Origin of the sequence: Streptomyces sp. NRRL F-5755, from assembly GCF_001279365.1 — a bacterium.
In the GTDB taxonomy this organism is placed as follows: Bacteria; Actinomycetota; Actinomycetes; order Streptomycetales; family Streptomycetaceae; genus Streptomyces; species Streptomyces rimosus.
On sequence record NZ_LGCW01000005.1, the window covers coordinates 20303 to 33479 of the forward strand.

At 72.5% G+C, this 13177-nt stretch carries 11 protein-coding genes and 1 tRNA gene; 3 read left to right on the top strand and 9 right to left on the bottom strand.

Annotated elements, in window-relative coordinates; translation table 11 throughout:
• Positions 1-93 precede the first annotated feature (93 nt).
• The 3 genes from ADK86_RS40340 to ADK86_RS01675 form a co-directional block, all read right to left on the bottom strand.
• Positions 94-816: a single-stranded DNA-binding protein gene (locus ADK86_RS40340; protein WP_324611366.1), complete on the bottom strand. Its 723-nt coding sequence runs from the start codon at positions 814-816 to the stop codon at positions 94-96.
• 178 nt (positions 817-994) lie between these two features.
• A complete protein-coding gene (locus ADK86_RS01670) occupies positions 995-2863 on the bottom strand; it encodes a YfjP family GTPase (RefSeq protein ID WP_234345634.1) in 1869 nt (622 codons plus the stop codon).
• A 587-nt stretch (positions 2864-3450) separates the two neighbouring features.
• Positions 3451-5322 (bottom strand): dynamin family protein, encoded by a 1872-nt coding sequence (locus tag ADK86_RS01675; protein WP_053694911.1) that lies wholly within the window; start codon positions 5320-5322, stop codon positions 3451-3453.
• Between the two features lie 312 nt (positions 5323-5634).
• Here ADK86_RS01675 and ADK86_RS01680 point away from each other — a divergent pair.
• A tRNA-Arg gene (locus ADK86_RS01680) sits at positions 5635-5707 on the top strand.
• A gap of 236 nt (positions 5708-5943) precedes the next feature.
• Here ADK86_RS01680 and ADK86_RS01685 read toward each other — a convergent pair.
• A complete protein-coding gene (locus ADK86_RS01685) occupies positions 5944-6546 on the bottom strand; it encodes a DUF1707 SHOCT-like domain-containing protein (protein WP_053694912.1) in 603 nt (200 codons plus the stop codon).
• A 312-nt stretch (positions 6547-6858) separates the two neighbouring features.
• Here ADK86_RS01685 and ADK86_RS01690 point away from each other — a divergent pair, with 312 nt between their 5' ends.
• On the top strand, positions 6859-8100 hold the full coding sequence (locus ADK86_RS01690; RefSeq protein WP_053694913.1) for an acyltransferase family protein: 1242 nt from the start codon (positions 6859-6861) through the stop codon (positions 8098-8100).
• 89 nt (positions 8101-8189) lie between these two features.
• Here ADK86_RS01690 and ADK86_RS01695 read toward each other — a convergent pair whose 3' ends face one another.
• The 5 genes from ADK86_RS01695 to ADK86_RS01715 all read right to left on the bottom strand — a co-directional run bounded on the left by ADK86_RS01695 (position 8190) and on the right by ADK86_RS01715 (position 12051).
• Positions 8190-8399 (bottom strand): MbtH family protein, encoded by a 210-nt coding sequence (locus ADK86_RS01695; RefSeq protein WP_003980093.1) that lies wholly within the window; start codon positions 8397-8399, stop codon positions 8190-8192.
• Positions 8400-8603: 204 nt separating this feature from the next.
• Positions 8604-9227, bottom strand: a complete 624-nt coding sequence (locus tag ADK86_RS01700; RefSeq protein WP_003980094.1) for a GTP-binding protein — start codon at positions 9225-9227, stop codon at positions 8604-8606.
• Positions 9208-9570 (bottom strand): DUF742 domain-containing protein, encoded by a 363-nt coding sequence (locus tag ADK86_RS01705; protein ID WP_030594151.1) that lies wholly within the window; start codon positions 9568-9570, stop codon positions 9208-9210. The genes ADK86_RS01700 and ADK86_RS01705 overlap by 20 nt, the downstream gene beginning before the upstream one ends.
• A 73-nt stretch (positions 9571-9643) precedes the next feature.
• Positions 9644-10051, bottom strand: coding sequence for a roadblock/LC7 domain-containing protein (locus ADK86_RS01710; protein ID WP_030376561.1), 408 nt, complete (start codon positions 10049-10051; stop codon positions 9644-9646).
• A gap of 2 nt (positions 10052-10053) precedes the next feature.
• Entirely contained in the window at positions 10054-12051 is a 1998-nt protein-coding gene (locus ADK86_RS01715) for a sensor histidine kinase (protein WP_234345639.1), read from the bottom strand.
• A gap of 436 nt (positions 12052-12487) precedes the next feature.
• Between ADK86_RS01715 and ADK86_RS01720 the strand changes: the two genes are divergently transcribed.
• Positions 12488-12874 carry a hypothetical protein gene (locus ADK86_RS01720; RefSeq protein WP_053694916.1) on the top strand — a complete coding sequence of 129 codons (387 nt, stop codon included), beginning with the start codon at positions 12488-12490 and terminating at the stop codon, positions 12872-12874.
• The last annotated feature ends 303 nt before the right edge of the window (positions 12875-13177 follow it).

Here is a 13177-nt window from a genome sequence, read left to right on the forward strand (position 1 = left end):
ACGCCTTCTCAGGCTTATCGCTCACCGAGGTGGCCGAGGCGGTGCCGGAAGTGGTAAGGAGACGGCACTCGGTGGCGCTCCGATCACGCATTGTCAGGCCCCGGCAACAGCGGTCTCCGAAGTGGGGATTGCAGCCGGTACGCCGCGGCCGTCCACATCCGGCGGCGACTTGTCGCCCAATTCGACGGCGGTACGCGGGGGCGGGCTGCTGCCGCCCGCAGCACCGGGTTCCACCTCGGGGATCGGTTCAGCCGTGTTGTCGGTCGCCACTGCTCCGGAAGCCGCACCGTCCGGCGGATCCGGGGACGACCAGTCGGGTTCGGCCGGTGCCCGGTCCTGCGGCACCTGCGGTGCCGCTCCATGGGTGGTCGGTGGCGCCGGTGTCCGGGCGTCGGGCACCCACCCCCCGGCGGACGGCACCATCGCCTCCATACGCGGCCGGATGACCCGACGCCACGCGGAGGTGCCGCGCGTCAGGTCGTGCCCGACCGCCACCGCATCGACCTCGACCGACACCCGCCGTTGTCCGCCCTTGTCCTCGGGCAGTTCCCGCTCCCACACCCGCATGCGGCCGTGTACGACGAGGGGTTCGCCGCGCGAGACCGACGCGGCGACGTTGTCCGCGAGCGTCCGCCACGCGCGGACCGTGTAGAAGCTCGTGTCGCCGTCGACCCAGCAGCAGCGCTCCTTGTCCCAGCGCCGCGTGGACGTCGCCAGGCGGAACCGCACCATCGGAACGCCCGCCGTGGTCTGCCGGTGCTCCACCGCCGTCGCGGCGTTCCCCACCAGCGTCACCATCGTGTCGTACATCGTCATCAACTCCCCCGTCACGGGGCCCCGGCGGCCCCTTCGGCCCGGTCCCGGACCTGTTCGCGTGGGACCCATGCTGCACGGATTCGCCGATGCCCGCCGGGGCCTGTGCGTTACCGCCGAGTTGTGGACAACTCCGTCACCCGACCGGGTTGCACGCCCCGACGAACCGTCGTGCCCCCGCTCACAACCCCGCCGCCACCGCGTACTGCTCCCGCACCTCCCGATACCGCAACAGCTCGGCGGCAACCGGCTCCAGCACCGCGGCTCTTCCGCAGACCGCCGCCGCCGTACGCAGCCGCCGCTCCGCCTCCTGGCCGTACCGGCGGGCCGGAGCGCGCCCCGCCACGCCGCACGCCCACGACAGCGCCGGGCCGCCCGCCGTCCCGATGCCCGCCACCAGCAGCGCGGACAGCCACTCCCCCGCCTCGGCCGCGCCCACCGCCACGGCCAGCAGCCACAACACGCCGGTCACCTGCGACAACGCCAGCAACCCCTGTACGACGCCGGCCACCGACCACCACCGCGGCCGTACCTGCGGCCCGGCCCGCAGGGCTCCCTCGGAGACCGCCGCCGCCCGGTCCAGCGCCTCCGGCAGCCCCTCGGCACCCCGGGTCGCCGCCTCGCGCACCGCCTGCGCCCAGGGCCCGGGCAGTCCCTCCGACGCCTCCCCCGCCACGGTCCGTACGGCCTGTTCCACCAGCGGCCGCGCCGTCGCCCGCCCGTCCACCGGAACCCAACCGCCCACCGTTGCGCACGCTTCTTCCCCGCCCGCGTCCACCTCCGTACACGCGTCCCGGTGCCACAGCCGCGACGCCCCTGTACGCCCCGGACTCGTACGCCCGCCGCCCGGCCGTCCGCCCCGGCCACGCACCCCCGCCCGTCTGCGCAGCCGCAGCCAGGGTGTGCCGCACGCCCGCTCCGCGTGCCGCAGCCAGTCGCGCTCCGCCGCGCTCCCCATCGCTCCGGCGCCGACCGCCTCGGCGAGCCAGTCCTCGAACTCCTCCCGGGCCGGTTCCGTCAGCCCGTACCGCCCGTCCGCCACGTACGCGGGCCACAGCCGGCCCGCCGCCGCGTCCACGTCCGCGGCCAGCCGCCGGTCCGCGGCGCCCCGCTCCGCGACGAACTGCCGCAGCATCTCCCGCAGCTCGCCGACGCCCTCCCCCGTGGCCGCCGACAGCGCCAGTACGGCCGCGCCCGGTTCGCCGTGCTCCCCGAGGGCCAGCCCGTCCTCGTCCAGCAGCCGCCGCAGGTCGTCCACCACCTGTACGGCGGCGTCCCCCGGCAGCCGGTCCACCTGGTTGAGCACGACGAACGTGACCTCGGCATGGCCCGCCAGCGGCCGCAGATACCTTTCGTGCAGCACCGCGTCCGCGTACTTCTCCGGGTCGACGACCCAGATCACCGCGTCCACCAGTTCCAGCATCCGGTCGACCTGCTCGCGGTGCCCGACGACTGCCGAGTCGTGATCGGGCAGGTCCAGGAGGACGAGGCCGGGCAGTGCGGGGGCGCCGGGGGCCGGCGCGTACCGGCGGCGCGCCGACACGCCGAGCCGGTCCAGCAGCGCTTCCGCGCCCGGCCATCCGCCGGACCACACACACGCCACCGGTTCCGCGGTCGTCGGCCGGCGCGCGCCCACGTCCGACCGGTCCGCGCCCACAAGAGCGTTGAACAGCGACGACTTGCCACTGCCGGTTGCTCCGGCGACCGCGACGACGGTGTGCTCACCGGACAGCTGGTACCGCTCGTCCGCCGCGTCCAGCACCCGCCCCGCCTCGGCCAGCGTGGCCCCGTCCAGCCGCGTCCGGGACAGCCCGATCAACTCACGCAGGGCGTCCAGCCGCGGCCGCAGCCGCTCCGCCGGGGACCGCCGCTTCCTGGAGGGCCCGGGCCCGTACTCCTGCATCTCCGGCAGGCGGTCCCGTCTGCCCCGCGGCTCCTGTACAGGCTCCCCCGGCTCCTTCAGTACGGACAGTACGGCTTCGAGTTCGTTCTCCCCTTCGTCCTCCCACTCCTGCCAGTCACGCTGCCGGCGCCACTCGTCGTCGTCCATCCACTCGTCCTGCGCGAGCCACTGATCCCGCTCGTCCCAGTCCTGCGACTCGGCCCAGTCCCGCCACTCAGGCCGCCCTCCACCGCGCGACTCCGCCCCCGCTTCCGGCGTGGGGGCGGGGCGGCGCCCAGCGGCGTGCTTCGCGCCGGGGCTGTTCTTCGCGCGGCGGGCGATCAGGCCGTCGTTCCAGGAGGTGGGGGAGGTGTCGGGGGTGCTGGGGGGCGGGGTGGATTCCGGGGTTGGAGGATCTGAGTGCGGGTCAGTGGCTTCTGAGGTCGGGGCAGGGGCGGAGGCGTCCGAGTCGGAGGCGGGGCTCGGGTGCGGGTCCGGGGCCGGGGCCGGGGTTGGGCTCGGACTGGAACTCTGGTCCGCCGCCGTTCCATCCCGAGCAGTTGTCGCCGCGTCAGCGTCCGGCACCGCTTCGGCGCCCATCGTCACTCCGCTGCCCGTCCCCCGCCCCTGGGCAGCCGCTGCCGTCGGCTCCGAAGCCCAACCCGTCTCCCGGCCGGGCTCCACAAGCGGCTCGGGCTCAGCCTCGGGTGCGCTCCCGCGTACGCCATCCCCATCCGAACGCCCTACAGAAGCAGTCACCGCGTCACCCTCTCCTTCTGAAGCAGAGACAGCGCGGCGATCAGCGCGGCCTGATGGTCCGGCCGTACGCCCAGCGACTCCAGCGGCGCCAGGCGCCGCTCCCGTTCGCCGTCCAACGCGCGCTGAAGGTACGTTTCGAGCAGTCGGCCGCCCCGGTCGCGCAGCCGTAGCGCGGCCTGAGCCCCCATCAGGCCGGCGAGCGCCTCACCCGCCGTACGGGCCCGTCGGCCGCCCAGCAGCGTGGTGGCCAGCAGGGCCGCCGCTTCCTCGGGGTCGGCCGCGGCCCTGGTCCGTTCTCCGGCCCGCGCTGTCCCGCGCCCCGTGCGTCCGCCGCGGGCCGCGCGTGCCTCCCGTACGCCCTCCTCCGCCAATTCCTCCAGGCAGCGCCGCCAGCGCCGGACGACGACGCCCAGGCGGGCTGCCGAGGCCGCCGCGTCCGCCGCCTCGGCCAGGGGCGCGTCGGCCGACGCGGGGTCCCGGCGCCACGCGTCGGCGGCCCGCTCGTCGGCCTGTTCCACGGCGCAGCGCAGCAGGGAGGTGAGGCCGTGGGTGAGCGCGTCCAGGAGTTCGTCGGGGCGGCCGCCGAGTTCGTGGTCGCGCCAGTGGGCCCGCGCGTCCCCGGACAGCACCTCCCCCTGTTCGATCTCCCGCCGCACCCGTGCCGCCGCCTCCTCGTACGCCTGCTCCACCTGGTCGGCCAGCCGCAGCGCTGCCGCGTGCTGGGCGGCGGAGGCGCCGGCGAGGGCGGGCATACGGGAGCGCAGCGAGGCGAGGACCCCGGCGGTGGTACGGGCCGCCGCCGCGTTACGTACTGCCGTGTCCTGGGCGTGCCGCTCCAGCCAGCGCCGCAGCGCCGCGACCGCCGTGGCGGGCAGCAGGCCGCTGCCGCCGCCGGCCGACTCGGGCAGTTCGGGGATGGTGAAACGGGGGACGTCGCCGAGCCCGGCGCGGGTCAGCAGTGCCGCGTACCGCGCCGAGATGTCGGAGGCGATCTGGTGCGGTACCCGGTCCAGCACCGTCACCAGCGTGACGTCGTACTCCTTCGCCGTACGCAGCAGGTGCCACGGCACAGCGTCCGCGTACCGGGCGGCGGTGGTGACCAGTACCCATACGTCGGCCGCGCAGATCAGCTCGGCGGCCAGTTCCCGGTTGCGCGCGACGAGCGAGTCGATGTCCGGGGCGTCCAGGAGGGCCAGGCCGCTGGGGAGCGCCGGGTCCGTCTCGACGCGCAGAGGCGCCACGCCCGCCGCGCGTACCGTGCCCACCGCGCTCCCGGCGCCCGTCGGCCCGCCAGGGCCACGGGCCGCCGCCGGGCCGCTCGCGCCCCCATCGCCTTCGGAAGCCGATTTCCCACCCGCCCGGGAGTCTCCGCCCTCGTACGGCCCTGCCCCGCCGTACGGACCCGTTTCGTCGTACGGGTGCGTTTCGTCGTACGCACGCGTCTCGTCGTACGGCCCCGTCCCGTCGTACGCCTCCATGGCGTCGGGGCCGTCCTGCACGGGCACCCGGACCCGGGTGAACTGCGGCAGTACGCGCCGGTCGGCGAACCAGTGCCGGTCGTCCGGATGGCATACGAGCACCGGGGTACGCGTCGTCGGCCGCAGCACGCCGGCCTCGCTGACACGACGGCCGACCAGCGAATTGACGAGCGTGGACTTGCCGGCCCCGGTCGATCCGCCGATGACCGCGAGCAACGGAGCCTGAGGAGAGCGCAGCCGGGGCATCACATAGTCGTCGAGCTGGTCCAGCAATTCGGACCGGGTGCGCCGGGCGCGGGCGGCGCCGGGCAGTGGCAGCGGGAAGCGCGCGGCGTCGACGCGGTCGCGCAGCGCGGACAGAACGTCAAGGAGCCGGGGTTGTACGTCCAAGGTTGCCACAGGTGCAGAATGCCCAATTTTGGCGGGTTTTTGAAGCGTATAGCCCTCTGTGCGCGCCGCGTAAATCGGTACAGAACGGGATCAGCGACGCATGAGGCAGTCGCGATCAGAGGGGCGCAGGCATAACGAGTGCACAACACCCGACGCGTGAGGCGCCAAAAGCGATGCAGAATTCGTACCTGCCTGCGATTATCGGGACCGCTTCACCGAACCTCCACAACGTGCCACGGAGGTGAAGCAACCGGGACGAGGCACACGGAGCCCTATCCTTGTCGGCGGCCCGTGATCCACGCCCACCACCTGGCCCCCGTAGCTCAGTGGATAGAGCAGGTGCCTTCTAAGCACTTGGCCGCAGGTTCGAGTCCTGCCGGGGGCGCACCTCCCTCACCGCCGGGCGCCTGAAGGTACGGCGGTGTGAAGACGCCTCGCCGGTCACCGCGTCTCCCGCGGTGACTCTTCGTAGCGTCATACGGCAAGTACCGACCGGCGCGGCAAGGCCGTCCACCCATACAGACGGACGGATCGGCGGACCACACGGGCCGCGTCTCCCGGGACAGGGCGCCGACACGCCACCGCTCCGCGCCTCGCCACCCGCCCGGCGTACGACGTCGCCTACTTCCCCTGCTCGCGCTTCAGTGCCCGGCGTTCGCGGGCGTTGGGATGGCGGATCACCACGCCCGCCATCCCGACGGAGCCGGTGAGGCGGATCAGCGGGGTGTCCGGGAGCCGGTCGGGGGTGGTCTTGTTCCTGAGGGCACCCATGCCGGTGGTGATGCCGTCGGTTTCCGCGGCCCAGCCCTCGGGGATGATCACCGTGACGCCCGCCATCTCGCCGTACACCTCCACCTCGACCTCGGGAAGTCGGCACTCGGTGCGGGTGAAGTCGAGCCGGACGCCGCCCATGCCGCCGTGCGCGGTGATGTGCGCGGGCACCTGCCAGCGCCCCGTCCGGGCGGCGCCGTGGAAACCACCCTTGAGGACCAGCGGCTCGCCCGGGTCCAGTACGGAGGCGGAGCGGGGCAGGTCGGCGGTGAGCGGGGCCAGGTCGGCGAAGGTCTTGGCGGTGAGCGCCTGTTCCAGCCGGTCCTCCAACTCGTCGAGGTCGAGACGGCCCTCGGCCGCCGCCTCCCTGAGCTGCTCCACCACGGCGTCCCGGTCGGAGTGGGAAGCGCGCAGCTCGCCCCAGGCAGCGGGTTCCGGAGTCTTGGCGGTCATAGGCCGATGATACGAACAAAGGGGCGCCGTAGGGCGGGTGACGATTGCGCTCGCGCCGTCCCGGGGAGCGAGTGACCGTTCGTACGCGCCCCACGGGGTGCTGGCACCCAGGCGTACGGGAGGGTTTGCCCCACCACGATCGGGGCCCTGGCCCGACTGTGTTCCGCCGCTCCTCGCACCAGCATGGAGGTCGATCGGCGATCGCCTTCATGACGGACTTCCGGCCGGCCCGTGGCACCCCCGCGGGCCGGCCGTGCGCGAGGAGAGGAATGCTGCCATGCCGCGTCCCACCGGAAGACCGGGTGCCGGAGCATGAGCCTGGACGAACGGTCCCGCCCCCGTACCCCGCGCCCCTACCCGACCACCGGCGGCCCCGACCCGGTCCGGCGTGACCGAGCCGTCGACGGGCTGCGGGCGCTGGCGCTGCTGGCCGTGCCGACCGGTCACTGGCTCGTCGGCGGGTTCGTCCTTGACGCCGACAGTTCGCTGCACAACGCCAGCCCGCTGTCCTCGTTCGCCCCGCTGGCGCCGATCACCTGGGTGCTCCAGATGCTGGGCATCTTCTTCCTCGTCGGCGGCTACGCCTCCGTCCTGTCCTTCCGGCGCGCCGCCGAGCGGGGCGCGACACCGGGCGACTGGCTGCGCGGCCGGCTGGCCCGGCTGTTGCGGCCGGCCGTCGGCGTCACCGCCGTCTGGGCCGTGCTCGCCGCCGCCCTGTACGCGGCCGGAGTGCCCGTCACGACGCTGCACACGGCCGCCACCTTGGTCGTCCAACCGCTGTGGTTCGTCGGTGTGTACGCGGTGGTGACGGCGCTGACGCCGTACTGCATGGCGGCCTCGCGGCGGCTCGGGGGCTGGGCGGCGGCACCGCTGGCGGCGGTCATCGCCGTCATGGACTTCCTGCGCTACGGGCCGTTCGCCGACTCCATACCGTACTGGGCAACGCTGATCAGCCTGATCCCCGGCTGGATGTTCGGCTACCAACTGGGCGTCTCCTGGGGCGAGAAGCGGCTCGGCAGGCGCGGCGCCTGGCTGCTGTTCGCCGGCGGCACGGCACTCTTCGCGCTGCTGCTGCTCGTCTTCCACTACCCGGCGAGCCTGGTCGGCGTCCCCGGTCACGACCGTACGAACTCGCACCCGCCGTCGCTGCTCGTCATCGCCCTGGCCGCGGCGCAGTCCGGCGCGGCGATCCTGCTGCGCGACCGAATAGCGGCCCTGCTGCGACGGCCCGCGCTGTGGGCACCGGTCACGGCCGTCAACCGGTCCGCGATGACGATCCTGTGCTGGCACCAGACGGCGATGCTCGCGATCGCCGTACCTGCCTCCTTCGTAGGTACGACGGTGCAGGGCCTGACCACCGCCCCGGACTTCCCCGCCTGGATGGCGACCCGCCTGCCGTGGCTGCCGCTCTTCGCCGTCACGCTCGTGCTCGTCGCCCGGGTGGCGAGACGGCTGGAAATGCCGTGGACGGGGGTGTCGCGGGGGCGGCGGGTGTGTGCGGGGGTGCTGGCGGTGGGGTTCGCGGCGTTCGCGCTGCGGGTGACGTTGGTGTAGCGGCGGGAGAGGGACAGGAAAGGCGGGTGGCATGCGAATGGGAGATACCGCTCCGCGCCGGAGTGGTACCTCCCATTCAGTACGCGTACTCAGTCGGCCATGGCCTCCGCCAGGCTGCGGGGCCGCATGTCGGTCCAGTGCTCCTCGACGTAGTCCAGGCACGCCTGACGACCCTCCGGGCCGTACACGCTCTGCCAGCCGGCCGGGATCTCCGCGAACGCCGGCCACAGCGAGTGCTGGTTCTCGTCGTTCGTCAGGACGTGGTACTGCGCCTCCGGGTCTTCGAAGGGGTTCGTCATGCGGGTGACCTCTCGGTGAAGGAGTTACCGGTGAGATTTGGATTATGCGGGAGGAGGCGCCGGTACCGAAGCGCAAGGGAGGGATTCGGGGTGATTTGGGTGATTCGGGAGGGGCTATAGCCGCCCGATGGGGCGCTGCGATCGCGGCTTGTACGGCCAGGCTCCCGGGCAGTCGTCTCGGCCGCCACGAGCGAACGGACCGGCTCAGCTCACCGCCAGCGAATGCAGATACCGCATCAGCGTCATCAGCACGTCCCGGCTGGAGGACCGCAGCCGGGCGTCACACTCGACGATCGGCACCTCCGGGGGCAGGTCGAGGGCGCCCCGTATCTCCTCGACGGGGTGGACGGGCGCGTCCGGGAAGGAGTTGATGGCGACGACGAACGGGACGCCGCGCTCCTCCAGGCGCCCGATGACGTCGAAGCTGACCTCCAGGCGGCGGGTGTCGACGAGGACCACCGCGCCCAGCGCGCCGTCGAACAGGCCGTTCCACAGGAACCAGAAGCGCTGCTGGCCCGGCGTGCCGAACAGGTACAGCACCAGTTCCTCGTTGAGGCTGATGCGGCCGAAGTCCATCGCGACGGTCGTCGAGGTCTTGCGCTCGATGCCGACGATGTCGTCCACGCCGACACCGGCCTGGGTCATCGTTTCCTCGGTGGTCAGCGGGCGGATCTCACTCACCGAGCCCACCAGGGTCGTCTTGCCGACCCCGAATCCGCCCACGATCACCACCTTGACCGCGGCCGCGGCGGTCTCGGGCAGTTCGTCCTCGCTCCGCGGCCCCTGGGCGGGGTGTTCGACAAGCGTCTCAGAGCTTTTGAAGTCCATGGATCACCGCCTCAATAAGGGCACGGTCGGGAAGTTGGGCGGGCGGCACGGGCGCGCGTGCCACCACCCGCCCGTCGGCCAGCAGGTCACCGAGCAGGACGGTGACCACGCTGACCGGCAACTGCAGGTAGGCGGAGAGTTCCGCCACGGAGAGCGGGGAGTGGCACAGCCGGATGATCGACGCCTGCTCCGGCTGCATGCCCGGTTTCGGGCCGGTTTTCGACACGATCAGCGTGACCAGGTCGAGGGAGGTGGTGTGACCGGAGGCGCCGCTGCGCCCGCCGGTGATCACATAGAGCCGCTCGGGGCTCTGGTCCTCCCAGTCCTGGTCCGCTCCGCTCATGCCGTGTCCCCGCTTCGCCCTGCCGTGCCCCCGTGCGGCCCCGGCCGCCTGCCGATCCGTTCGCCGCCCTGGATCATGCGCCCTGTCCGTCGTGGCGCGGTGGGCTGCTGAGGTGCTCGCCGATACGGGCCACCAGGTCCCGCATCCGCTGCCCGATCAGCCCGGCGTCCACACCCTCATCGGCCAGGACGGCCAGATAAGCGCCGGCGCCCGCGGCCATCAAGTAGAAGAAGCCACCGTCCAGTTCGATCACGACCATGCGCATCCGGCCGTCGCTGTGAGGGAACTCCGCGGACACCGCGCCCGCCAGGCTCTGCAGGCCGGCGCAGGCCGCAGCCAGCCGGTCGGCGGTATCGGTGTCCGTACCGTACTGGGCCATGCGCAGGCCGTCCGAGGACAGCACGACCACGTGACGGGTCTGCGGAACGCTCTCCGCGAGGTCCTTGAGCATCCAGTCCATGTTGGGCCGGTGCTGAATCATGGCTACTCACTCTTTTCCGACGACTCGTCACTCTTCTCACTGGCTGCACTTGCGGCACTGACTGAAGTCCCCGTACCGGCCGCGGGGGCCGGGTTGCCGGTCCGGTCGGTGACCGGGCCGGACTGCTCGGCGGGCAGGTCCGGGCGCATGTGCCCCGGCCGACCCGACGCATCCGTATGGCCGAAACGTTCCGGCTGGCCCGCCTGGCCCGACGCATTCGCCTGGCCCGACGCATTCGCCCGACCTGACTGCCCCGACTGCCCCGACTGCCCCGACTGTCCCGAGTGGCTTTCGCCGGACAGGCCGCTCTGGAACGCGGCGAGCCACATGCCGGGCTGCACCGGCGCGGCGTCCTCCGTCCCTCCGGTGGAGGAAACGGCGGGCGAGGAAGCGGCGGGAGCCGCGTGCGCACCAGGGTTCGCCGGGGGCACGGGCGCGGTGGCACGGGACTTGCGGCGCCGCTGCGGCAGCCCGTTGGCGGTCCGCTCGGTCACCACGGGGAGGTCATCCTGGGTCTCCTCCCGGACGTCGTCCCGGAACTGCGGGGGCACCGCCGCTGCGGCAGGGGGCATCGACGGCGCGAACGGAGCCGAAGCCGGGGGCTGGGCCTGAGCCTGGGGCGAGAAGCCGTTCTGGGTCTGGGGCGGGATCCCGTTCTGGGCCTGGGCGTGGAACCCGTTCTGGGACTGAGCCGGGAATCCGTTACGGGCCTGGGCCGACGGTACGGACGGGGCCGGCGCTGCGTGCCGGGGGCCGGTGGCCTGCGGGGCCGCGCTCACCTCGCGGCGTTCCGTACGGGCCGTACGCGGGCCGGAGGACGCGCCGATGCCGTGCGCGCGGCCGGTCGCGGCGGCCGTGGTGATCAGGTCCTGCGGAACGATCAGCACCGCGCGCACGCCGCCGTACGCGGAAGGCCGCAGCGATACCTGGAAGTTGTACGCCTGCGCCAGCCGGCCGACCACCGCGAGACCCAGCCGCGGAGTCTCGCCCAGGTCGTTGACGTCGATGCCCTGCTGCGCCTGCTGGAGCATCCGCTCGGCCCGCTTGCGGGCCTCCTCGCTCATGCTGACGCCGCCGTCCTCGATCTCCACGGCGATGCCGGACTGCACCTCGACGGCGGTCAGGTGCACCCGGGTCTGCGGCGGGGAGTAGCGGGTGGCGTTGTCGAGCAGCTCGGCGAGGGCGTGGATCAGCGGCTCGACAGCGGTACCGACGACCGCGACCTCCGACACGGAGTGCAGCTCGACACGCTGGTAGTCGATGATCCGGGACATCGCGCCGCGCAGCACGCTGAACAGCGGAACCGCTCGGCTCCACTGACGGCCGGGGCGCGCGCCACCGAGAACGGCGATGGAATCGGCGAGGCGGCCGATCAGAGCCGTACCGTGGTCCAGGCGCAGCAGGTCGCCGAAGACGTCCGGGGACTGGCCGTGCCGGTCCTCCATGTCCCGCAGTTCCTGGGCCTGTTGGTGGACGATCGCCTGTACCCGGCGGGCGATGTTCACGAACGCACGCTGGGCGGACTCGCGCAGGTCCTCCTCGCCGACGACGGCGTCGAGCACAGAGCGCAGAACGGCCTGGTGCGCCGCGGTGAACTCGGGCGTCAGACCCGCCTCACGTGCATGACGCTTGATCCGCTCGGTCATCGCGGCATACACGTCCTCGGGGAACTCGCCGTGTCCGAGCCGGGCCACCACCTCGGGCAGCAGTTCCTCGGCCAGCCGGACGGTCTCGGCCTCCTGCCGGCCGAGCGCGGCCTGCTGGGTCGCGGCCTGCTCACGCAGCGCGTCGAGCGCCCGGCCGCGACGGGAGACTTCACCGGTCACCAGCGCGACCGCCACGGTGGCGACCGCGCCGATCCAGATCACCGGCGTGCTCGCCTGCGAGGGAACCGTCGCGGTGGCGACGGCCGCGGCCACCGCGGTGGCCGCGGCGGGCAGTATCCACGCGAGAACCGAGGTAGGACGCGGCCCCTCGGGCGACGATCCTTCTCGAACCATCTGCACCCTAAAACCCTCAAAACATCGACAGATCACAGGACGTCTAGCGGGCCCCAGCTCCCCGTACGGCGCCGCCACAGAGTGACCTGCGGTAACTGCCTTCATACACTGGGCCGGTAGTAGCATAACCGCCTTTGATCAAGGGCTGACGCCAGGTCATGACTCGTCAGTAGCGGGCGGATCGGGGCGTTCCGCCAGGGGCGTTGGTCCTTTGTTTGCCTCCTGTCGGCGACGCGTACGGGCCTGGCCAAGCGGACGGCCGATGGACGAAGAACGCCGTCTTCGCATGTACGTACAGGTATACGTACAGGTGCCGCGCATGTGGAGGCGCGCCTTGGTGGCGGGCTCGACCGGGCCCCTTTTCAGGCTCGGGGGGGCGCTTCGACGGGCCACTTCGAGTGGCGTCTCGACGGGGTGCGCAGGTGAGGATGACGGCATGGCACACCCGACCCGGTTCCGCATGTACTACGAGGACGAAGACCTGTGGCTGCACTTCGAGACGGACGAGGAGGGCTGGGCAGCCCGCCATATCGAAATCCGCGGAAAGGACGCCCGCCCCGTGACGGCAGCCTCCTTGGAAGAGGTGCTGCACCTGCGTGACCACGCAGACATCCCGGCAATGCTCCGCTACGAGCACCGATACGGCGTCCTGGCCGAGGGCCCTCTGGATGGCTGGCAGGACCAGCCCCATGCGGCCGAGCTGACCGCGGAAGAGTTCGACCGCCTTTGGGCCGTAGCTAGGCGAACTCTGGAGGGCCGGGCCGGACTGACCGAACCGGCCGAACCGGCCGTCCCGACTGGACTGGCCGACGAGGCTTCGTAAACGGCCGCTACTCTCGTGCGGCTCCTGCGCGCTCAGCCCGCCAGCTGCGCTCTGGTGCAGCGCCCCCCAAAGCCGTGGCCCTCCTGGCGCCGACTTACTTCAACGACAACAACGGGAAGTTTCCAGCCTCCTGTCTCAAACTCCGGGACGCGCTTACGGAGCCATTGCGTTAACCGGTCGATCGGAGGCGCCCGGGGATGGGCAGCGGGCGGGCGGTGGTGTTTGCAGGCGACCGCGTCTGCCGAATGAGCGGTCCGGGCCGGGATGCCGCGTGGGAGGGGCGGGGGCAGGGTGGGGTGGGGC

Coding starts and splice junctions, on each gene's coding strand:
- ADK86_RS01685 (WP_053694912.1), bottom strand. CDS start 6,546: ATGACCGCCAAGACTCCGGAACCCGCTGCCTGGGGCGAGCTGCGCGCT.
- ADK86_RS01695 (WP_003980093.1), bottom strand. CDS start 8,399: ATGACGAACCCCTTCGAAGACCCGGAGGCGCAGTACCACGTCCTGACG.
- ADK86_RS01700 (WP_003980094.1), bottom strand. CDS start 9,227: ATGGACTTCAAAAGCTCTGAGACGCTTGTCGAACACCCCGCCCAGGGG.
- ADK86_RS01690 (WP_053694913.1), top strand. CDS start 6,859: ATGAGCCTGGACGAACGGTCCCGCCCCCGTACCCCGCGCCCCTACCCG.
- ADK86_RS01720 (WP_053694916.1), top strand. CDS start 12,488: ATGGCACACCCGACCCGGTTCCGCATGTACTACGAGGACGAAGACCTG.
- ADK86_RS01705 (WP_030594151.1), bottom strand. CDS start 9,570: ATGAGCGGAGCGGACCAGGACTGGGAGGACCAGAGCCCCGAGCGGCTC.
- ADK86_RS01670 (WP_234345634.1), bottom strand. CDS start 2,863: ATGGACGACGACGAGTGGCGCCGGCAGCGTGACTGGCAGGAGTGGGAG.
- ADK86_RS40340 (WP_324611366.1), bottom strand. CDS start 816: ATGACGATGTACGACACGATGGTGACGCTGGTGGGGAACGCCGCGACG.
- ADK86_RS01715 (WP_234345639.1), bottom strand. CDS start 12,051: ATGGTTCGAGAAGGATCGTCGCCCGAGGGGCCGCGTCCTACCTCGGTT.
- ADK86_RS01710 (WP_030376561.1), bottom strand. CDS start 10,051: ATGATTCAGCACCGGCCCAACATGGACTGGATGCTCAAGGACCTCGCG.